Source organism: Persicobacter psychrovividus, assembly GCF_036492425.1.
Classification (GTDB): Bacteria; Bacteroidota; Bacteroidia; order Cytophagales; family Cyclobacteriaceae; genus Persicobacter; species Persicobacter psychrovividus.
In genome coordinates this window covers 2,803,564-2,823,647 of sequence record NZ_AP025292.1, presented here as the reverse complement: position 1 = coordinate 2,823,647, position 20,084 = coordinate 2,803,564, and the positions used below count along the sequence as shown (strand labels likewise).

Annotated in this window: 19 protein-coding genes and 1 tRNA gene; 15 read left to right on the top strand and 5 right to left on the bottom strand. The window is 41.0% G+C overall.

The genetic code is table 11. The annotated features are described in order from the left end of the window. The first annotated feature begins 79 nt into the window (after positions 1–79). The 3 genes from AABK40_RS12105 (at position 80) to AABK40_RS12095 (ending at position 1,564) form a co-directional block, all read left to right on the top strand. Positions 80–508 carry an FKBP-type peptidyl-prolyl cis-trans isomerase gene (locus AABK40_RS12105; RefSeq protein WP_332921344.1) on the top strand — a complete coding sequence of 143 codons (429 nt, stop codon included), beginning with the start codon at positions 80–82 and terminating at the stop codon, positions 506–508. Between the two features lie 69 nt (positions 509–577). After that, positions 578–1,033, top strand: a complete 456-nt coding sequence (locus AABK40_RS12100; protein WP_338397163.1) for an FKBP-type peptidyl-prolyl cis-trans isomerase — start codon at positions 578–580, stop codon at positions 1,031–1,033. A gap of 3 nt (positions 1,034–1,036) precedes the next feature. After that, complete coding sequence (locus AABK40_RS12095; RefSeq protein WP_338397162.1) at positions 1,037–1,564, top strand: dihydrofolate reductase family protein; 528 nt, start codon at positions 1,037–1,039, stop codon at positions 1,562–1,564. A gap of 82 nt (positions 1,565–1,646) precedes the next feature. Here AABK40_RS12095 and mltG read toward each other — a convergent pair whose 3' ends face one another. Beyond that, positions 1,647–2,684 carry an endolytic transglycosylase MltG gene (gene mltG, locus AABK40_RS12090; RefSeq protein ID WP_338397161.1) on the bottom strand — a complete coding sequence of 346 codons (1,038 nt, stop codon included), beginning with the start codon at positions 2,682–2,684 and terminating at the stop codon, positions 1,647–1,649. 40 nt (positions 2,685–2,724) lie between these two features. Between mltG and AABK40_RS12085 the strand changes: the two genes are divergently transcribed. The 3 genes from AABK40_RS12085 to AABK40_RS12075 all read left to right on the top strand — a co-directional run bounded on the left by AABK40_RS12085 (position 2,725) and on the right by AABK40_RS12075 (position 6,665). Beyond that, on the top strand, positions 2,725–3,354 hold the full coding sequence (locus tag AABK40_RS12085; protein ID WP_332921340.1) for an L-threonylcarbamoyladenylate synthase: 630 nt from the start codon (positions 2,725–2,727) through the stop codon (positions 3,352–3,354). Positions 3,355–3,372: 18 nt separating this feature from the next. Continuing rightward, on the top strand, positions 3,373–4,020 hold the full coding sequence (locus AABK40_RS12080) for a WbqC family protein (protein ID WP_332921339.1): 648 nt from the start codon (positions 3,373–3,375) through the stop codon (positions 4,018–4,020). Positions 4,021–4,109: 89 nt separating this feature from the next. Further along, on the top strand, positions 4,110–6,665 hold the full coding sequence (locus tag AABK40_RS12075; protein WP_332921338.1) for an ATP-dependent Clp protease ATP-binding subunit: 2,556 nt from the start codon (positions 4,110–4,112) through the stop codon (positions 6,663–6,665). A 402-nt stretch (positions 6,666–7,067) separates the two neighbouring features. On the opposite strand, the gene AABK40_RS12070 is transcribed toward AABK40_RS12075, so the two are convergent. Both AABK40_RS12070 and fabG read right to left on the bottom strand, forming a co-directional pair. Next, the gene (locus AABK40_RS12070; protein ID WP_338397160.1) at positions 7,068–9,146 is read right to left on the bottom strand and encodes a hypothetical protein; all 2,079 of its coding nucleotides are present in this window, start codon (positions 9,144–9,146) and stop codon (positions 7,068–7,070) included. A gap of 184 nt (positions 9,147–9,330) precedes the next feature. Then, positions 9,331–10,077, bottom strand: a complete 747-nt coding sequence (gene fabG / locus AABK40_RS12065; RefSeq protein WP_332921336.1) for a 3-oxoacyl-[acyl-carrier-protein] reductase — start codon at positions 10,075–10,077, stop codon at positions 9,331–9,333. A gap of 302 nt (positions 10,078–10,379) precedes the next feature. Between fabG and lpdA the strand changes: the two genes are divergently transcribed. Then, the gene (gene lpdA, locus AABK40_RS12060; RefSeq protein WP_332921335.1) at positions 10,380–11,774 is read left to right on the top strand and encodes a dihydrolipoyl dehydrogenase; all 1,395 of its coding nucleotides are present in this window, start codon (positions 10,380–10,382) and stop codon (positions 11,772–11,774) included. Positions 11,775–11,910: 136 nt separating this feature from the next. Here the strand turns inward: lpdA and frr are convergent, their stop codons facing one another. Both frr and pyrH read right to left on the bottom strand, forming a co-directional pair. Beyond that, the gene (frr, locus tag AABK40_RS12055) at positions 11,911–12,471 is read right to left on the bottom strand and encodes a ribosome recycling factor (protein WP_332921334.1); all 561 of its coding nucleotides are present in this window, start codon (positions 12,469–12,471) and stop codon (positions 11,911–11,913) included. Between the two features lie 12 nt (positions 12,472–12,483). Next, positions 12,484–13,194, bottom strand: coding sequence for a UMP kinase (gene pyrH / locus AABK40_RS12050; RefSeq protein WP_332921333.1), 711 nt, complete (start codon positions 13,192–13,194; stop codon positions 12,484–12,486). 155 nt (positions 13,195–13,349) lie between these two features. Between pyrH and AABK40_RS12045 the strand changes: the two genes are divergently transcribed. The 8 genes from AABK40_RS12045 to rplJ all read left to right on the top strand — a co-directional run bounded on the left by AABK40_RS12045 (position 13,350) and on the right by rplJ (position 20,064). Next, positions 13,350–15,920 (top strand): M1 family aminopeptidase, encoded by a 2,571-nt coding sequence (locus AABK40_RS12045; RefSeq protein WP_338397159.1) that lies wholly within the window; start codon positions 13,350–13,352, stop codon positions 15,918–15,920. 286 nt (positions 15,921–16,206) lie between these two features. Further along, entirely contained in the window at positions 16,207–17,394 is a 1,188-nt protein-coding gene (gene tuf, locus AABK40_RS12040) for an elongation factor Tu (RefSeq protein WP_332921331.1), read from the top strand. Between the two features lie 104 nt (positions 17,395–17,498). Then, positions 17,499–17,571: transfer RNA gene (locus tag AABK40_RS12035), tRNA-Trp, on the top strand. Positions 17,572–17,594: 23 nt separating this feature from the next. Further along, entirely contained in the window at positions 17,595–17,786 is a 192-nt protein-coding gene (secE, locus tag AABK40_RS12030; RefSeq protein ID WP_332921330.1) for a preprotein translocase subunit SecE, read from the top strand. An 18-nt stretch (positions 17,787–17,804) separates the two neighbouring features. Then, positions 17,805–18,371, top strand: a complete 567-nt coding sequence (gene nusG, locus AABK40_RS12025; RefSeq protein ID WP_332921329.1) for a transcription termination/antitermination protein NusG — start codon at positions 17,805–17,807, stop codon at positions 18,369–18,371. An 8-nt stretch (positions 18,372–18,379) separates the two neighbouring features. Then, a complete protein-coding gene (rplK, locus tag AABK40_RS12020; RefSeq protein ID WP_332921328.1) occupies positions 18,380–18,823 on the top strand; it encodes a 50S ribosomal protein L11 in 444 nt (147 codons plus the stop codon). 12 nt (positions 18,824–18,835) lie between these two features. Then, on the top strand, positions 18,836–19,534 hold the full coding sequence (gene rplA / locus AABK40_RS12015; RefSeq protein WP_332921327.1) for a 50S ribosomal protein L1: 699 nt from the start codon (positions 18,836–18,838) through the stop codon (positions 19,532–19,534). A gap of 2 nt (positions 19,535–19,536) precedes the next feature. After that, complete coding sequence (rplJ, locus tag AABK40_RS12010) at positions 19,537–20,064, top strand: 50S ribosomal protein L10 (protein ID WP_332921326.1); 528 nt, start codon at positions 19,537–19,539, stop codon at positions 20,062–20,064. The last annotated feature ends 20 nt before the right edge of the window (positions 20,065–20,084 follow it).

The window sequence follows — 20,084 nt, the reverse complement described above, 5'->3', positions numbered from 1 at the left end:
GGCCGATATTATACCTTGGAACGTTTATTGTTCAAGGTGTAGGATAATTATGAAATTTTAAATTATTATATATACAACTATGAGTGTAGCAGAGAAGGGAAACCAAGTAAAAGTACATTATACAGGTCGTCTTACTGACGGAACACAATTTGATTCTTCAGCAGGACGTGAGCCATTGGCTTTTGAACTTGGTGCAGGTCAAATGATCCCTGGTTTTGATGCAGCAGTTCATGGAATGGCTATTGGTGATAAAAAAACAATTACTATTCCAAGTGCAGAAGCATACGGCGAGTCAAGACCTGAAATGATCCAGCAAATGCCACGTACTTCTCTTCCTGAGGACATGGAAGTAGCCGTTGGTCAAACGCTATACGCTCAGGGTCCTGACGGGCAGCCTTTCCCTGTAAAGGTTTTGGAATTGACTGAAGAGACAGTTACTATCGATGGTAACCATGAGTTGGCTGGCGAAGATTTAGTATTTGATATTGAATTAGTAGAGATCGCTTAATTAGCGATTTTTTCCGATATTTAAGCCGAGGAGCATGATGCTTCTCGGCTTTTTTTATTTTATTTTTTGATGATGAATGAAGTAGCAGAGAAGGGGAACTTGGTCAGAGTTCACTATACAGGGAAACTTGAGGATGGTACGGTGTTCGATACCTCTTTAGGCAAAGAACCGCTGGAGTTTGCTTTAGGATTTGGGCAAATGATTCGTGGATTTGAGGAAGCGGTATTTGGTATGGCCGTTGGTGAAAAGAAATCTGTAACCCTCTCCCCTGAAAAGGCCTATGGCGAGCGGGAGGAACAAAAAGTAGTAACGGTTCCAAGGGCGAACTTAAACCTCCCTGCTGAGATGGTTTTGGAGGTCGGGAAAAACCTCCAGGGTCAAACTGCCGAAGGGCAGCCTTTTCAGGTAATGGTAGTGGCCTTGACTGCCGACAGTGTTACCTTGGATCAAAATCATGCACTGGCGGGTAAGCACCTGACTTTTGAAATAGAATTGTTAGCATTAATGGGAGACACAGGCTTTTAAAAGATGAACAAACTACAATTATACATTGCCAGCTCATTGGATGGGTATATTGCCAGGCAAGATGGTAGCCTGGACTGGCTTTATGCGGTACCAAATCCCGATCAGCTGGATTATGGCTATGCTGATTTTTTGAACGGCGTTGATGTGATTCTGATGGGCCGACAATCGTACGAGGAAATATTGGGTTTTGGTGTGGACTGGCCTTACCCTGAGCATCAAACCTATATTGTAACCACTCAGGCTGATTATAAGGCGAAGACGCCAAATACTATGGTGTTGAATGAGTTGAACGCAGAGGTGCTGACTTCAATTCAGCGAGAAAAAAATGTGTGGTTACTCGGGGGAGGTCAGTTAGTTGGACATTGCCTAAACCATGAACTGATCGATGAGATGATGATTTGCCTGATTCCAACCATTATTGGAGGGGGGATTCCCTTGTTTCCGTCGGGAGTAAAGGAAACCGGGTTTGATTTGGTCTCTTCAGAAAATTACCCTTCAGGCGTATTGATGCTCACCTATAAAAAGAAATAAAAAAAGTCCATGGATCTTCTTGATTCATGGACTTTACTTTTAAGCTGAGATTGTCGCAATATAGACTGACGACCACACTTGCTTATTTATATATTCGGGCCTTGTTCAACGCTCGCTGAAATTTTGCCGCATTTCGATTGTGTTCTGTGAGTGTTCGAGCAAAATTATGATAGCCCGAGAAATCTTCACTGGCACAGAAATAAAGGTATTTATGATGCTCAAGGTTTAAAACACCGTCAATCGCTTTAATAGATGGCATATTGATCGGTCCTGGGGGCAGGCCAGCGTTTTTGTAAGTGTTAAAAGGACTGTCAATAACTTTATGCTTGTTCAAAACCCGCTTAATGGTAAAATCCTGCCAGGCATAAACGAGCGTCGGGTCAGCATCTAACTTAATTCCCCGCTTCAGTCGATTATAATAAACGCCAGCAATGCGTGGGTATTCATCAGATTTTTTGGATTCAGCATAAACGATTGACGCCAGAGTCGAGACCTGCTGAGCAGTGAGTTCAAGGCTGTCGGCTTTGGCCAAACGGCTATCATTCCAAAACCGCTTATATTCATAATTCATTCTTTGCAGCAATTCCTTCGGCGATATATCCCAGAATACCGTATAAGTATTAGGAATAAACATTGATTTATAATTCAGGGAGTCAAAACCATACTCCAGCATTATCGAGTCATCATTTATCGCCTCAGCAAGGGCTGCGCTGTCCATTTCCAACTTTCCCGCTAATTTAGCGGGCAGATCTTTTAGGAATCTTAAATTGTTAAATGTAATATTGACAGGCGCCTGGTTTCCTGAGCGAAAAGTGGCAATTGCCGCTCGGTTGTTCATGTCAGGCTTTAGTTTATAGCGTCCAGGTTTTAGGGTTTTATCTAAATCCATCAGCTTGGCCACAAAGCTAAATGCCACAGCATCATTCACGATCTTACGGTCGAACAATTGATTCTGCAAATCCTTGAAAGTATCTCCTGATTTGATGTAGATATATTCAGGGCTTTTTTTTCCCACCAAAATGTTGGGGGATTTCAAAAGTTGATATCCATAAAATAAAAAAGTAGCACTGAGCATTGAACCTACAATGAGGGCAATGGCTATGATTTTTGTTCTTTTCATACTTTTGCAATAATAATAAAAATTTTAATCACTTAAATTTATGGCTGCAGAACTTATACGATTATATCCAGAAAACCCTGATGAACGCAAGATTATTGAAGTGGTGAAAGCCATTAGAAATGGCGCTGTGGTCATCTACCCTACAGATACTGTATATGGTATAGGATGTGATTTCAACAATGCAAAGGCCATTGATCGGGTCTGTAGAATTAAAGGGGTAAAAGCCAATAAAACCCGTCTTTCATTCATCTGTTACGACATCAGTGATATTTCCGCTTATACACGTTCGATCCCGACACCTGTATTTAAGGTGTTGAAAAAAACACTGCCAGGGCCATTTACTTTCCTGTTTCCTGCCAATAACCAAGTGCCGAAAATTATTTCAGCCAAGAAAAAAACGGTGGGTATCAGAATTCCCGATAATAACATCCCAAGGGCAATAGTGAAAGAACTCGGGAACCCGATCATTACCACCTCGGTGCTTGATGATGACGAAGTACTTGAATACACTACCGACCCCGAGTTGATTTATGAAAAATATGCCAACCTCGTCGATATTGTGATTGATGGTGGCTACGGGAATAATGTCGCCTCAACGGTGGTGGACACCACCAATGGTGAACTTGAGGTGATCAGGGAGGGATTGGGAGATCTTTCCCAGTATGTTTAATCATTTAAAAAATAAACAATGTTTGATTTACAGAACAAGGAGGTATTACTTGATTTGCATTACCTGCCTTCTGTAGAATATTTCGCCGCAATTATTCAATCGGAAAAGTTGCTGATCGAAGCACAAGAAAACTTCAGTAAACAAACCTACCGTAACCGTTGCCGTATTCTTACATCGCAGGGGGTACGTGATTTGACCATCCCCATGGTGGCTGGAAATAAAAGACATCATATTCAGAAAATTCTTTTGGATGATCGCCAGCAGTGGCGAAAAATTCACTGGCGTTCCATTAAAACAGCTTATGGTAAAGCCCCATTTTTTGAACATTATATCGACTTTCTTGAGCCTGTGTTTTTTGGGGAGCAAACGACGCTTTTTGAGTTTAACCTCTCATTGCTGAAGGTGTTGTTCAAGCTTTTAGGAATAAAAAAGGAAATCAGTCTGACAGACGAGTATGCCAAATATTCCGACTCCGACAAAATTATTGACATGCGTGACAGGTTACAGCCCAAAGTTGATTATGACAAAAATGGAATTTTAGTGCCATTCCCGTATCCTCAACTCTTTGGTAATGAATTTGTCAGCAATTTAAGTGTATTGGACTTATTGTTTTGTGAAGGTCCTAATGCAAGAAATGTTATTCAACAATCGGTTAAGTGTAAGTAACAAAACAGATTTTTATTCCGTTTTAATGAGAATAAGAGAAACGAAAAATAATTATCCATTTAACGCTTAAACCGCCAAACCCCATAGGTATGGAAGCAAAATTTTCAAATAGAGTAAAAGAGGTTATTTCCCTGAGTAGAGAGGAAGCCCTGAGACTCGGGCATGATTATATCGGTACCGAGCATCTTCTCCTCGGTATCATCCGTGAGGGTGAGGGGGTTGCGGTGCACTTGCTCAAAAAATTAGGTGTTACTTTAGAGGAATTGCGCCAAGCAGTTGAGCAGTCAACGAAAGGCACCGCCCTGAGTAACGTGAAAAACCTGACAAATATTCCGTTAACAAGGCAGTCTGAAAAAGTATTAAAGATCACTTATCTTGAAGCTAAGATTTTTAAGTCACAGCTCATAGGTACCGAGCATTTACTACTTTCAATATTGCGTGATGAGGATAATATAGCGACACAAATTTTAGAGAAATTTGATGTTAATTACGACGTAGTTAAAGAATTACTTGAGTATCATATGGAAAACAGAAATTTAGGAGAGTCAGATGAGACCAAAAATCCTGAGACTCCACAAATTTTCGGTTCTGCAGGTACTTCCAGTGGTGGAGTTGGTGGTGGAAGTAGCAAGGAGTACTCAAAAGGAAACGAGAAGTCACGTACCCCAGTATTAGACAATTTTGGTCGAGATTTGACTAAAATGGCTGAAGATGGCAAATTAGACCCGATCGTAGGAAGAGACAAAGAGATTGAGCGTGTTGCGCAGATTCTGAGTCGTCGAAAGAAAAACAATCCTATATTGATTGGGGAGCCTGGTGTAGGTAAAACCGCAATAGCGGAAGGTCTTGCCTTGCGAATTATTCAGCGAAAAGTTTCACGTGTGTTGTTTGACAAACGTGTGCTGACGTTGGATTTGGCATCTTTAGTAGCAGGAACCAAGTACCGTGGTCAGTTCGAAGAGCGAATGAAGGCGGTCATGAATGAATTGGAAAAATCTCCAGATGTTATCCTGTTTATTGATGAACTTCACACGATTGTTGGTGCTGGAGGAGCTTCGGGTTCGCTGGATGCTTCGAATATGTTCAAACCTGCCCTTGCACGTGGAGAAATACAATGTATTGGAGCGACTACCCTCGACGAATATCGTCAGTATATTGAAAAGGATGGAGCTTTGGCTCGTCGATTCCAGCAAGTAATGGTCGATGCTGCGACGCCAGAGGAAACCATGGAGATTTTGAATAATATCAAATCTAAATATGAAGAGCATCATCACGTTAATTATACACCAGAGGCTATTCAGGCTTGTGTAAAATTATCGGATCGATATATCAGTGATCGCTTTTTGCCGGATAAAGCAATTGATGTTTTGGATGAAGCGGGTGCACGTGTTCATATTAATAACATTCATGTGCCAGATGAAATTCTGAAACTTGAAGATGCTATTGAGAATATCAAGGTAGAAAAAAACCGCGTTGTTAAGTCCCAGAAGTATGAGGAAGCCGCTCAGTTGCGCGATAATGAGAAAAAATTGATCGAACAACTGGACAAGGCTAAGGCATCTTGGGAAGAGGAAACGAAGACTAAGAGATATACTGTTAATGAAGATAACGTTGCCGAAGTTATTGCAATGATGACAGGCGTACCAACGAAGAGAGTTGCTCAAAATGAGAGCCTCAAGTTGGTAGGTATGGGTGATGAACTCAAAGGAAAAGTTATTGGACAGGACGAGGCGATTGGCAAGCTGACCAAAGCAATTCAGCGTACTCGTGTAGGTTTGAAGGATCCTAAAAAGCCAATTGGTTCATTTGTGTTCTTGGGGCCTACGGGTGTTGGGAAAACAGAGCTTGCGAAGGTACTTTCCACTTACTTGTTCGATAAAGAGGATTCTTTGATTCGGATTGATATGTCTGAGTATATGGAGAAATTCTCGGTATCTCGATTGGTTGGAGCGCCTCCTGGCTATGTAGGCTATGAAGAAGGTGGACAGTTAACGGAAAAAGTTCGTCGTAAACCTTATTCTGTGGTGCTTTTAGATGAAATCGAGAAAGCACATCCAGATATCTTCAATTTGCTTTTGCAGGTTTTAGATGACGGTATCTTGACAGATGGTTTGGGGCGTCGGGTTGACTTCCGAAATACCATTATCATCATGACTTCAAATATTGGTATCCGTGAGTTGAAAGACTTCGGCTCTGGTGTTGGTTTTGCCACTCAGGCAAAACGTGAAGGAGTTGATGACCATATGAAATCCACGATTCAAAATGCTTTGAAGAAAACATTTAGTCCTGAGTTTTTAAATCGATTGGATGATGTGATTGTATTCAACAGTTTGAAAAGGGAGGATATCCATCAGATTATTGATATCTCATTGCATAAGCTTTTCAAGAGAATTGAGGATCTTGGCTTTAGTATTGAACTGACGGAATCGGCTAAAGATTTCTTATCTCATAAAGGTTATGATCCACAATATGGTGCTCGTCCGTTGAATCGGGCAATCCAAAAATATTTGGAAGACGCCGTAGCAGAGGAAATTCTGAAAGGAAGTTTATCTGATGGTGATGTGATTGTAGCAGACCATAAAGACAAAGAGGAAGAATTAAGTCTTGAGATTCGCAAGCCAGTGAATTCGCCTGAAGAAGAATAAAGAAGTAAATATCCCATAATATAAAAAAGTGAACAGCATTTCGTTGTTCACTTTTTTTATGTTTGAAAATGAATGACACTCAGGTCCTTTTAATGGAAGGCTACTCCAGTAAAATTTGACTCAGAGGGCACTTTTATTGTATTTGAACTGACGGGATATGATTTTATCTTGTCAAATGCAAGAGACCAACGGAATGTCACGCGCTCTTAAGAAAAGCTTATTTTCGAAATTTAATGAGATCAGTAGTGTTTTTGTTGAGTCTCGTCTCATTAAGTTCGCATCATTAATCTGAGGGAAATCACGCTCTCAAAATAGAACGCTGGTGGTTGGTGGATGTGTTTTTAGCAAGTAGTCCTAAATGAGGGAAGCCTTTTTTAAATCATCTTCAGAAAGACGGTCAAATTAATAGCTGCCATTGAGCTTTCGTAAGAACCATTCAGCAGTTAATAAAATGGCAAATAACAGCAAGATCCATTTAAGGTCGATAAGCGGCCTGAAAGATTCTTCAGAATAAATACGGCCCTGTGCTTGTGCGGGAGTCCATTGTTGTGGATTAAAGTTATCTATACTTTGGAAGCCACCTCTATTGGTGTGAGCAAGATGTCTCAGCATGTCAAAGTCTGCGGTAATTTGCAGCGCCTCCAACTCTTGTTTTTTCATCAGTAACTCCCCTTTATTAATGAACTGCTTTCCATTAATTTTAACTGTAGCCTTGTATTGGTACAGCCCTTCCTGTAAATTTTTTACCCTGAAACGATTATTGTTTTTTCCTGGAACAAATTCGTAGTTTTGAACAGCATTATTTTCATGAGTTAGGGTCAGTTGAATAGGCAGGTCGTAAATGGGCTCAAAAAGTTCATTCATCAAGTTTGCCTGAAACACAACCTGTTCATTTGTCCAGTATTCATTTTTTTGTGGGTAAAATTTAAATTGCCTTTTGTCTGTTTTTTTGGAAAGCAGCTGTAACACTTTTTTAAAGAGTTCGCTTGAAGCAACCACTTCTCCATGTTGAGCAAATTCTTTCAGCTTCCACCGAAACAAGCCAGAACCTATAAATGTAGCACTTCGACTTCCTGCAGAAGTGTTTATCGCCAACACGGGTTTTTCGGTAGTAACAGCACCAATCTGTTGAAAAATGACCGTCTGACTTGCGCCTTTCAAAGCAACTTCACCATAAGGGACAGTAAGTGGAGGTAATGATGAAATAATCCCTTGGTAATCAGAGGAAAGGTTGAATAAGGAAAAGCTGTTATTGTACTTTCCAAAAACTTGATCCTTTTGTCCTCGGTAACCAACTAAAGTAAGGGCTTTATTCAGCTTGTTCAATTGATTGAAATCCGTAGTATTGCCTGTCATGAATAGGCTTGGAATATTTCTTTTTTCTGCAGTGGCGATCAGCGCATTGCCTAAGTTCTTCTTGTTGGGAATTTGATGGAATATGACCAGGTCAAAAGGTGACTTTGGGAGTGCCGTCTTGCTGTTGATATATTTTAGCTCAAACTCATAGTTTTTATTTTCTTCAATGATTGATCGTAAAAATTTGAGGTCGGGATGTGGTGCATAAGCTATACAGACTATTTTTTGCTTTCCTTCAATGACTTCAATATAAGCCTGCTTTTTATTGTTATTAGTCGTGAATTCACCATCGATGGGAACAATTTCAACCTGATATCGGTGTAACCCTTTTTCTTTAGCATCTACTTTGAAGTCAACGTCCAATAAATCGCGGTCCTTTTCTATGGCGACTTTTTGCTGAGCAATGACCTTTCCGCTATGGATTAGCCTGATGTTAGCTGTTTTTCCCATAAAACCGAAAGCCTCAACCTGAGCCTGAAGCAAAAACTGATTGCCCTGATATACGACCTTGTTAAATCGTAATTTTTTTATTCCTAAATCATTCTTGGGAATAGTATCACCTGCTCCCAAAATATATAATGGGGTATTTAAATTGAGGTAAGTAGGATTAATACCTTGATTATAAAGCCCATCACTGAGCAGTAAAATACCCGCTAAATTGCGGCCCTCATAACTGGTTTTTACACTTTGGAGTGCATTGGATAAATTTGTGGCATTCTCAGAGAATTGTACTTCTTGTAAGTTACTCAGGTGATTGCCTTCCAAATCCTGCACATCTATTTTAAAGCCCAGATTTTCTAACTGATCTTTCCATTTGGAGAGCGCTCTGATACTCTTTTCGAGATTAAGGGAGTCGGAGTAGTCATTGATTGACGTGGAGGCATCGAGTAGCATGACCATACTTGGCGCTTCTGTTTTATTACTGACCGTTTTGATCAGTGGATTCATCAGTAAAAAAGCAAGAACAGTAACAATCATAAATCGAAAGACCGCCAATACATTTCTTACAGGTTTGGAGAAACGCTGAGGGTGTTTATACTGTAGGTATGCGTAAAGTAAGCCTAAAAATAAGGCTGGAATGAGCCACCAGGCAGAAATGGGCAGTTGAACCTGAATTGATTCCATGAACAGAATTTATGGGTTGAGAATTGGGTGCCAGAAAAAAATGGCCGTCAATGTTTTTACGTAATGTACCTTTTATTTTCTGATAAAAATGCAAAAAAAAGTTGATGATCTACGAGAAGGGAAAGTTTTTGCATAAAAAAAGAGCCACCGAATCGGTCGCTCTTTTTTTTAAGAATTTTGTAGATCAGGTAAGCATACCACCATCTACCTGAAAAACTTGCCCAGTTGTGTAAGCTGACATATCTGATGCCAAGAAAACACAAGTGTTTGCAACATCTTCTGGAGCGCCACCGCGTTTTAGAGGAATAGCATCTCTCCAGCCTTGAACTTGTTTTTCATCCAATGCGGCAGTCATTTCGGTTTCAATGAAGCCAGGAGCAACCACGTTTGCACGAATGCCTCTTGAGCCTAATTCCAAAGCAACAGATTTAGTAAAGCCAATGATACCTGCTTTTGAGGCTGCGTAGTTTGCCTGACCAGCATTCCCTTTCACACCGACAACAGATGACATGTTGATAATCGATCCACCTCTTTGTTTCATTAATTGGCGTGTAGCTGCTTTTACAGTATTAAAAACAGATTTTAGGTTTACCTGAATGACTTGGTCGAATTGTTCTTCGTTCATTCGCATCAGCAAACCATCTTTTGTAATACCCGCATTGTTCACCAATACATCTAAGCGGCCAAATGTCGAAACTACGTCGTTGATCAATTCCTCTGCAGCAGCAAAGTCTGAAGCATCAGAACGGAAACCTTTTGCCTGAACACCTTTTTCGGCTAATTCAGCCTCTAAAGCTTGCCCTTTTTCAACACTTGAAAGGTATGTGAAAGCGACATTAGCACCCTGCTCGGCAAAAGTAAGGGCGATTGCCCGACCGATTCCTTTGGAAGCACCCGTTACAAGGGCTGTTTTTCCTTCTAAAAGTTTCATGTATTTATTTTTTATTTTCTTGATTTCGAGAATCTAAATGAGCTCAAATATAGGCATAGAATTTCAAGTTTTAGAAATCTTCGGAAAAAAGAAACTAATTACGGGGGATTTGATTTTTTCAAGCCGATTATCAATATTGATTTTTTAAAGATATTTGTGGCGTTAAATTAGTGTTATCGTCTGTTATCCAATAAAAAAAATAAAAAAAGATGATATTTATCGTTTTATTTGTTGGCATGGATTGACTTAACCTATAAATTCGCAAAATCAAATCTAATCGAATAACTATACCCTAATATAAGATGTCAGCAAAACATGATGTAATTATTGTAGGTAGCGGTCCTGGTGGATACGTAGCTGCAATCCGCGCTTCTCAACTTGGCTTGAAAGTAGCAATCGTTGAAAAGGAAAACTTAGGAGGTATTTGCCTGAACTGGGGGTGTATTCCAACGAAAGCGCTTTTGAAATCAGCTCAGGTTTACGAATACATTCAACATGCAGCAGATTACGGAATCTCGGTAAGTGATGCCACAGCAGACTTTACAGGAATGGTGAAGCGTTCTCGTGGTGTTGCTGAAAGCATGAGCAAAGGGGTGCAGTTCTTGATGAAGAAGAACAAAATTGATGTAATCAACGGTACGGGTAAATTGGTTGCAGGCAAGAAGGTAGCGGTTACCGCTGCAGATGGTGTTGTAACTGAATACAGTGCTGACCATATTATTCTTGCGACGGGTGGCCGTGCGCGTGAGTTGCCTTCGTTGCCGATTGATGGTAAAAAGATTATCGGTTACCGCCAGGCGATGTCATTGGAAACTCAGCCAAAGAAATTGGTTGTGGTAGGTTCTGGTGCTATTGGTGTTGAGTTTGCTTATTTTTATAACTCAATTGGTACAGAAGTAACAATTGTAGAGTTTATGGACCGAATCGTTCCTGTAGAGGATACAGATATCTCGAAGCAGTTGGAGCGTGAGTACAAGAAAAAAGGCATTAAGATCAAAACCAAGTCTGAAGTAACAAATGTAGATACTTCAGGAGAAGGCTGTGTAGTTACAGTGAAAACGGCTAAGGGTGAAGAGACTATTGAGGCTGATGTAGTCCTTTCTGCAGTTGGTGTATCGACCAATTTGGAGAACATCGGTTTGGAAGATGTTGGTGTGATGTACGACCGTGGTAAAGTGATTGTAGATGATTACTACCGTACAAATATCCCTGGTGTTTATGCTATTGGTGATATCGTTCATGGCCCAGCTTTGGCGCACGTAGCTTCTGCGGAAGGTATTATCTGTGTAGAGAAAATTGCAGGTGACAGCCCAGAGCCATTGGATTACAAAAACATTCCTGGATGTACATATTGTACGCCTGAGGTTTCATCGGTAGGTTATACCGAGCAGGCAGCCAAGGATGCTGGTTATGATATTAAAGTAGGGAAATTCCCATTCTCGGCATCTGGAAAAGCAAAAGCGGCTGGAGCAAGTGAAGGTTTCGTGAAAGTAATCTTTGATGCGAAGTACGGGGAGTGGTTAGGTGCCCACATGATTGGCGCTAACGTTACTGAGATGATTGCAGAGGTTGTTGCTGCACGTAAGCTTGAGGCAACAGGGCATGAAATATTGAAGGCTGTTCACCCTCATCCAACAATGTCGGAAGCAGTGATGGAAGCTACCGCAGCGGCTTATGATGAGGTGATTCACCTTTAAGAATCTATTAAAATAATACCAAAGGAATCCATGTTTATTATAGACATGGATTTTTTTTGCGCTAAAAAATTTTCGGACAAAAAAAACAGCTGAGGTTTGGCCTCAGCTGTTTTTGCTTCAAGAATAAAGCATATCATTAGATCGTCATGATATCCTTTTCTTTCTTCGCATAAACCTCTTCGATTTTGGCGTAATATGCAGTGGTAAGCTTCTGAACTGAGTCCTCAGCATCTTTGATCATATCTTCAGATGCACCATCATTTTTCAGCTTTTTCAAAGCATCGTTAGTTTCCTGACGAACGCGGCGAACACGGATTTTACCATTTTCAGCCTCGTTTTTTGCTTGTTTAGCCAAATCCTTACGGCGTTCCTCAGTTAAAGGAGGAATAGTGAGTAGGATCATTTCACCATTGTTCATTGGCGCCAATCCCAGATCAGAGTTGATAATCGAACGCTCGATGTCATTGATTAAGTTTCTTTCAAATGGCTTGATCGCTAAAGAACGAGCATCTGGAGTTGTAACAGAAGAAACTTGATTAAGAGGAGTTACTGATCCGTAATATTCTACAGTCAGTCCATCAAGCATCTGTGGAGAAGCTTTTCCTGCACGGATTTTAGTCATTTCATGCGCTACGGCATTAATGGCTTTTTCCATACCTTCTTTGGCTTCTTCCAAATAAAATTCGATCTCTTCCATGAGTATGTATTATTATTTGTCTGAAATTAATGTTCCGATATCTTCTCCAGTCACCAATCTTTCCAAATTGCCTTTTTTATTCATGTCAAAAACAATGATTGGCAGGCCATTTTCTTTACATAGCGTAAAGGCGGTCATGTCCATCACGTTCAATCCACGTTTATAAACTTCAGCAAATGAAATATTGTTGAATTTTTGTGCTTCAGGGTCTTTTTCAGGATCAGCAGTGTAAACACCGTCTACACGCGTTCCTTTCAATACAACATCAGCTTCGATTTCAACAGCTCTCAAAGAGGCTGTGGAGTCCGTTGTGAAATAAGGATTACCAATCCCTGCTCCAAAGATGACAACACGTCCTTTTTCAAGATGACGAACTGCTTTTCTACGGATAAATGGTTCGCAGACTTGGTTAATTTGTAAACCAGACATCAATCGGGTTTGGATTCCCTGGTTTTCCAAGGCACTCTGCAACGCCATGGCATTGATTAAAGTGGCCAACATACCCATGTAGTCACCCTGAACACGGTCCACACCTGATTTTTCAGCCTGGATTCCGCGGAAGATATTGCCACCGCCAATAACGATTGCAATTTCCACCCCTTTATCCAAAGCGGCTTTAATATCTTGTGTATATTGGATCAGTTGTTCTGGAGAGATACCGTGTTTGTCTGCTCCTGCTAATGCTTCACCGCTTAGCTTTAAAAGAATTCTTTTGTATTTCATAAGGACTGGCACTTGTCAAATAAATCAGACAAATATACGGGAGTACAAGGCCGATTCCTAAAATACAGCAGGCATAAAATGTCTGATTGAAAAGATTTTTGAGAAACAGAACTTACTTTGTATTTACTTTTAATAAAAATAATAATATTTGCCACATGCAAATAAAGTTTCTTCAATCCGTTCCTCGATTATTGCTGATGGTCGGCGTATTTTCATTTGGCTGTAAGTCAGTCGCTCCTCATCAGTCTGCCATGCCGCATCAGGCAGATCCACCTGCTCTTGCTGTTCAGGAGGCTCCCGTTGTTCTTACAGATACCCTGCGCAAGCAGCCACGCTATCAGGCTGCGCGAACAAAGGTACACGATTTATTACATACCCGATTGGATTTGTCTTTTGATTGGGCGAAGAAGGCCGTGATAGGGGAGGCTGCCTTGGATTTGAAAGCACATTTTTATGATCAAAAAGAGGTAACACTTGACGCTGTTGGCTTTACCCTGAATTGGGTGAAGTTGAAAGTGGGCGACGATTGGACTGACGTTGATTTTGATTATGACAGTAGCCAGCTCAAGGTAACATTGCCTCGTGCATATGGTAAGGATGAGTTGGTGAAGCTTAGAATTAATTATATCGCTCACCCTTATGATCAGCCATCGGAAGGCAGTAAGGCAATAAAAGATGATAAAGGACTTTATTTTATTAATGCTGACAGTAGCCGTGTAGGGGTTCCGCAACAAATTTGGTCACAAGGTGAAACCCAAAGTAACAGTCGCTGGTTCCCGACCATCGATAGTCCAAATCAGAAGAGTACCGAAGAGATGTATTTAACGGTTGATAAGCGTTATAAGACATTGTCCAACGGGGTGTTGATTTATTCTCGGGAGAATTCTGATGGAACGCGCACGGATTATTGGAAAATGGATCAGCCCCATGCGCCATATCTTTTCATGGTCGCTGTGGGTGATTTTGTGAAAGTTGAAGACCATTGGAAAAATATTCCAGTCAATTATTGGATGGAGCGGGATTACGCACCTTATGCGAAGAAGATCTTTGGTAATACCCCAGAGATGATCGAGTTTTTCTCCAAAAAGCTGAATTACCCTTTTCCGTGGCCAAAATATGACCAGATTGTAGTTCGTGATTTTGTGTCTGGTGCTATGGAAAATACCACGGCCTCGGTATTTATGGATCAGCTGAATGTAGATTCAATAGCACTGAAGGACTATAATTGGGACTATATTATTGCCCATGAATTATTTCATCATTGGTTCGGGGATTTGGTGACCTGCGAATCTTGGGCAAACCTGCCGCTGAATGAGGCGTTTGCCAATTTTAGTGAAGCAGAATGGTTGGCACATAAGTATGGTAAAGCTGAAGGAGATTATCATAATTACTCAGAGTTGCAGTCCTATCTCGCTGAAGCCGCGACCAAACAGGAGAAGCTGATTAGATATCAGTATAAAAACAGGGAAGATATGTTTGATGCGCATTCTTACTCTAAGGGAGGGCTGATATTGAAAATGCTGGAGGATTTAATTGGTGAAAAGGCATTTTATCAGGGGCTGAATTTATATTTAACCGAACACGCCTATAAAAATGCTGAGGTTGCACAGTTGCGATTGGCATTTGAAGAGGTTACTGGGCAGGATTTGAGCTGGTTTTTCAATCAGTGGTTTCATGCCGCAGGACATCCGATTTTGAAAGTGAATCAAACATATGAGGCGGGTGAGCTTGTAGTGACCATGACGCAGACCCAGGATTTTGATAAAACACCGCTTTACCGCTTGCCTTTGGAGGTTGATGTTTGGGCTAATGGTCAGAAATCAATACATCAGGTTGTGCTTGAGGATGAGCAGCAGGTGTTTAAGTTTTCAGTAGGAGCCAAGCCGGATTTGGTATTGGTAGACCCTGAGCAGCATTTGGTAGGTGTGGTCAAGCATGAAAAATCTGAAAAGGAATGGACGTACCAATACGAAAAAGCAGAAAATGCCATCGCAAGAATTTCTGCCCTCGAAAACATAGATCAGCTGCAGGTTGATTCCCTCGATATTGATGTCCAGGTATATCATCAGGCGCTGAAAGATTCGGTAGGTTATATTCGGGATTGGGCACTGAACCATATATCAACAAGTTCTGTTAAGGAGAAAGAAGCCTATTTGGCAGTGGTTGCAGATTTGGCAGAACACGATACAGACAATGAAGTGCGGAGTTCCGCAATGTGGGTGCTCGGTGAGGACGCAGCAGCGGAATACAGAATGCTCTTCAAAAGAAACCTGTCTTACCCTTCCTATCAGGTGCGCGGCACTGCGCTGATGGGCTATGTAAGAAGTCATCCGTCCGATGCTAATGAGGTTGTCGAGCAGTTTGCTGGCGAAAAAGACCTTAACATGGTGGTCGCAGTGGCAAGTTACTACGCTGAGAACAGTATGGTGGATAAAAAAGGGTGGTTTGAGGAAAAAATCGATGATTCAGAAAATCAGGAGCTTTGGTACCTGATTCAATATTACGGTGAGTTATTGATGAACGCCCCAGAGAAAGATCAGCGGGCTGGGGCACAAAGACTCAAAAATCTTGCAATAAACTCAGAAGATGACTTCACCAGAATGGTTGCTTTTCAAAGTTTGAACTTTTTGTCCTTTAATGGTTTGCAGGAAATAATCCTTGAAGTACAATCAAGTGAAAAGAACCAAAAATTATTGAAAAATAATGGTGAAAGGACGGAAGAATAACCATATATTTGCACACAAATCAAACGAATGCATTCAGGCTGCTAAAAATCAAAGGTTTAACCTTTTTAAATTTTGTCGTTTTTATTTGACAAATGAAAAAAAGCATCTACCTTTGCATTCCGTTTGTTGAGCCAATATTTATTTTGTCTTTCGCAATTCACTTTCGATTTGTCGACAGCCAATCGTTCACTTCCGTCTTTTTGACTTAAGCGAGCGTTAATTTTGGTGAACGCTAAAAACGATTACTCTTTTATATATTAAATAACAAAACTGAGGATTTAGAAACATGGCTAAAGAAACCTTTGACCGTTCGAAACCGCACGTTAACATCGGTACTATCGGTCACGTTGACCACGGTAAAACTACTTTGACTGCGGCAATCTCTAGTGTATTGGCTGGAAAAGGTCTTGCAGAGCAAAGAGATTTCGGTTCTATCGATAACGCTCCAGAAGAAGCAGAACGTGGTATCACGATCAATACTTCTCACATTGAGTACCAAACTGAAAACCGTCACTACGCGCACGTTGACTGTCCTGGTCACGCCGATTACGTGAAGAACATGGTTACTGGTGCGGCTCAAATGGATGGTGCGATTATCGTAGTAGCTGCTACTGATGGTCCTATGCCACAAACTCGTGAGCACATCTTGTTGTCTCGTCAGGTAGGTGTACCTGCATTGGTTGTATTTTTGAACAAATGCGACATGGTAGATGACGAAGAGCTTCTTGAGCTTGTTGACATGGAAGTTCGTGAGTTGTTGTCTGAATATGACTTCCCAGGTGATGATATTCCTGTAATTCAAGGTTCTGCTTTGGGTGCATTGAATGGCGAGCCTGAGTGGGTTAAGACTGTAGAAGAATTGATGGCTGCCGTTGATTCATACATTCCTGAGCCTGAGCGTTTGACTGACCGTGACTTCTTGATGCCTGTAGAGGACGTATTCTCGATCACTGGTCGTGGTACTGTTGCTACTGGTCGTATCGAGCGTGGTACTATCAACTCTGGTGATCCTGTAGAGATCTTGGGTATGGGTGCTGAAGACTTGACTTCAACTGTTACTGGTGTTGAGATGTTCCGTAAGATCTTGGATCAAGGTTTGGCTGGTGACAACGTAGGTCTATTGCTTCGTGGTGTTGCTAAAGAAGACATCAAACGTGGTATGGTAATCGTTAAGCCTGGTTCTGTAACTCCACATGCTCACTTCAAAGCTGAGATCTATGTGTTGTCAAAAGAAGAAGGTGGACGTCATACTCCATTCTTTAACAAATACCGTCCACAATTCTACTTCCGTACAACGGATGTAACTGGTGAGATCATGTTGCCAGAAGGTGTTGAGATGGTTATGCCTGGTGATAACGTTACTATCGAAGTATCTTTGATTAACAAAATCGCTCTTGAGAAGAACTTGCGTTTCGCGATCCGTGAAGGTGGACGTACTGTAGGTTCAGGTCAGGTAACTGAGATTTTGGACTAAGAATTTAATATCTGAGTGTCAATAATATTCTTTGGAATAGATATTGCACACTTGATAATAAATATTTAAATTTGCGTCCCGCTTTAGTGTGGGACGCTTTTTACACGGGTGTAGCTCAATTGGTAGAGTAGTGGTCTCCAAAACCATTGGCTGTGGGTTCAAGTCCTACCTCCCGTGCTAATTTTTTAATTTTTCAGGTTATGTTGAAATTGAAAACATTTATCAGTGAGTCTTACGTTGAGATGCGTGAAAAAGTGACTTGGCCTCCTTATGGTGAGCTTCAAAACTCTACAATCCTTGTGATTGTGGGTTGTTTGGTGTTTACCGCCTTAATTGGTGCGATGGACCTGTCCTTTGACAGCCTGATGAAATTTTTCTACGGAAATTTCTAATTACGCAAAAGGTAACTGATGAGTAGCGAGTTGAAATGGTATGTTGTCCGCGTAGTAAGTGGACAAGAGAAAAAAGCAAAGGCGTATCTGGAAACAGAGATTCAACGCCATAAATTAGAGGATTTCGTAGCCGAGGTTCTTATTCCGAGTGAGAAAGTTTACGAGATGCGTAACGGTAAGAAACGCGTTCGTGAGCGTAACCACTTCCCTGGTTATGTGATCGTGTCAGCTGACCTTTCTCATGGGGAAGCGCTGCACATCGTAACAAGTACACCTGGTGTAATCGGTTTCTTAGGAGATTCTGCTGGAGCTAATTCGGTTCCCGTTCCACTTCGTGAAGCGGAAATCAATCGAATTTTAGGTATCGGTCAGGAATCTGAAGAAGTTGAGGAGGAAAATCCTCGTGAAGATGTAGTCTTCTTGGTGAATGAGCCAGTGACGGTGATGGATGGTCCATTTAGTGGATTTACCGGGGTCGTTGAAGAAGTCTATGACGAAAGAAAGAAACTCAAGGTGATGGTGAAGATCTTTGGTCGTAACACACCTGTTGAGTTGAATTATATTCAAGTTGAAAAACAAGATTAGTTAGAAAAATGGCTAAAGAAATTGCCGGTTATTTAAAACTGCAAATTAAGGGAGGTGCTGCGAATCCTTCGCCACCGGTTGGACCTGCGCTTGGTAGTAAGGGTATCAACATCATGGAGTTCTGTAAGCAATTTAATGCGAGAACTCAAGACAAAGCAGGTCAAGTATTGCCTGTATTGGTGACTTACTATTCAGACAAGTCATTTGAATTCGTTGTTAAAACTCCGCCAGCTGCTGTTCTTTTGATGAACGCTGCTAAGTTGAAGAAAGGTTCTTCTGAGCCTAACCGTCTGAAAGTTGGTTCTGTTACTTGGGATCAAGTTAAAGAGATCGCCGAAACTAAAATGCCTGATTTGAATGCATTTACAGTTGAAGCAGGTATGCGCATGGTTGCAGGTACTGCTCGTAGTATGGGTCTTAAAGTAGAAGGAACTGCTCCTTGGGAAGCGTAAAAATTAGGAACAATGGCGAGATTAACTAAGAAAAGAAAAGAAGCCTTGGCTAAATTTGATAGAGAGCAGGAATACTCTTTGTCTCAAGCTACTTCACTTGTTAAGGAAATCACATTCACAAAATTTGCTGCTTCTGTAGATATCGACGTTCGTTTGGGCGTAGATCCTCGTAAAGCTGATCAAATGGTTCGTGGTGTTGTTGCTCTTCCTCACGGTACTGGTAAAGAAGTACGTGTACTTGCTTTGGTATCACCAGAGAAAGAAGAAGAAGCAAAAGCTGCAGGTGCTGATTTCGTAGGTATGGATGAGTTCATCAAGAAAATCGAAGGTGGTTGGACTGATATGGACGTCATCATCACAATGCCTACTGTTATGGCTAAAATCGGTCGTTTAGGTCGTGTGTTAGGTCCTCGTGGCTTGATGCCAAACCCTAAAGCTGGTACGGTAACAATGGATGTTGCTAAAGCGATTAAGGAAGTGAAAGCTGGTAAAATTGACTTTAAAGTTGATAAAACTGGTATCATTCATACTTCTATCGGTAAAAGCTCATTTACTCCAGAGCAAATCGAAGAAAATGCACTTGAGTTGTTGAATACGCTTTCTAAAATGAAGCCTTCTTCAGCAAAAGGGACTTACTTCAAGTCGATCAGCATCTCTTCTACGATGAGCCCAGGTATTAAAGTTGATAAAAATAGCGTAGCTGGATTGTAATTATGAATAGAGAAGAAAAAATTCAGATCATTAATGACCTGACTGCAAAGTTGAAAGAAAACAATGTCTTCTACATTACAGATGCAGCTGGGCTAAGCGTGGCCGACGTAAATAATTTGCGTCGCGCATGTTTCAACCAAGGAGTTGAGTACAAATTGTACAAAAACACTTTTATTCAGAAAGCATTAGAGAACTTAGGTGCTGATGTTTCTGAATTTACTAACGGCGCTGTATTCGCAGGTCAGTCTGGCATTATGTTTGCCAGTGAAGAGACTGCTTCAGTACCGGCTAAAGTAATCAAAGAATTTAGAAAAACGAATGAGAAACCGATCCTTAAAGGTGCTTCCATCGATTTCGATCTGTTCGTTGGTGATAATAATGTTGATACATTAAGCAAGCTTAAATCTAAGGCTGAACTTATCGGTGAGGTTATTGGATTGCTTCAATCTCCTGCTAAAAACGTTATCTCTGCACTTCAATCAGGTGGAGACAACTTGGCGGGTATCATCAAAACCCTTTCTGAACGTTAATAAAGATTTTAAAAAAACAA

Bases quoted from the DNA above. Each gene is read 5' to 3' on its own strand.
- AABK40_RS12105 (WP_332921344.1), top strand. From the start codon at position 80: ATGAGTGTAGCAGAGAAGGGAAACCAAGTAAAAGTACATTATACAGGT.
- AABK40_RS12100 (WP_338397163.1), top strand. From the start codon at position 578: ATGATGAATGAAGTAGCAGAGAAGGGGAACTTGGTCAGAGTTCACTAT.
- AABK40_RS12095 (WP_338397162.1), top strand. From the start codon at position 1,037: ATGAACAAACTACAATTATACATTGCCAGCTCATTGGATGGGTATATT.
- mltG (WP_338397161.1), bottom strand. From the start codon at position 2,684: ATGAAAAGAACAAAAATCATAGCCATTGCCCTCATTGTAGGTTCAATG.
- AABK40_RS12085 (WP_332921340.1), top strand. From the start codon at position 2,725: ATGGCTGCAGAACTTATACGATTATATCCAGAAAACCCTGATGAACGC.
- AABK40_RS12080 (WP_332921339.1), top strand. From the start codon at position 3,373: ATGTTTGATTTACAGAACAAGGAGGTATTACTTGATTTGCATTACCTG.
- AABK40_RS12075 (WP_332921338.1), top strand. From the start codon at position 4,110: ATGGAAGCAAAATTTTCAAATAGAGTAAAAGAGGTTATTTCCCTGAGT.
- AABK40_RS12070 (WP_338397160.1), bottom strand. From the start codon at position 9,146: ATGGAATCAATTCAGGTTCAACTGCCCATTTCTGCCTGGTGGCTCATT.
- fabG (WP_332921336.1), bottom strand. From the start codon at position 10,077: ATGAAACTTTTAGAAGGAAAAACAGCCCTTGTAACGGGTGCTTCCAAA.
- lpdA (WP_332921335.1), top strand. From the start codon at position 10,380: ATGTCAGCAAAACATGATGTAATTATTGTAGGTAGCGGTCCTGGTGGA.
- frr (WP_332921334.1), bottom strand. From the start codon at position 12,471: ATGGAAGAGATCGAATTTTATTTGGAAGAAGCCAAAGAAGGTATGGAA.
- pyrH (WP_332921333.1), bottom strand. From the start codon at position 13,194: ATGAAATACAAAAGAATTCTTTTAAAGCTAAGCGGTGAAGCATTAGCA.
- AABK40_RS12045 (WP_338397159.1), top strand. From the start codon at position 13,350: ATGCAAATAAAGTTTCTTCAATCCGTTCCTCGATTATTGCTGATGGTC.
- tuf (WP_332921331.1), top strand. From the start codon at position 16,207: ATGGCTAAAGAAACCTTTGACCGTTCGAAACCGCACGTTAACATCGGT.
- secE (WP_332921330.1), top strand. From the start codon at position 17,595: ATGTTGAAATTGAAAACATTTATCAGTGAGTCTTACGTTGAGATGCGT.
- nusG (WP_332921329.1), top strand. From the start codon at position 17,805: ATGAGTAGCGAGTTGAAATGGTATGTTGTCCGCGTAGTAAGTGGACAA.
- rplK (WP_332921328.1), top strand. From the start codon at position 18,380: ATGGCTAAAGAAATTGCCGGTTATTTAAAACTGCAAATTAAGGGAGGT.
- rplA (WP_332921327.1), top strand. From the start codon at position 18,836: ATGGCGAGATTAACTAAGAAAAGAAAAGAAGCCTTGGCTAAATTTGAT.
- rplJ (WP_332921326.1), top strand. From the start codon at position 19,537: ATGAATAGAGAAGAAAAAATTCAGATCATTAATGACCTGACTGCAAAG.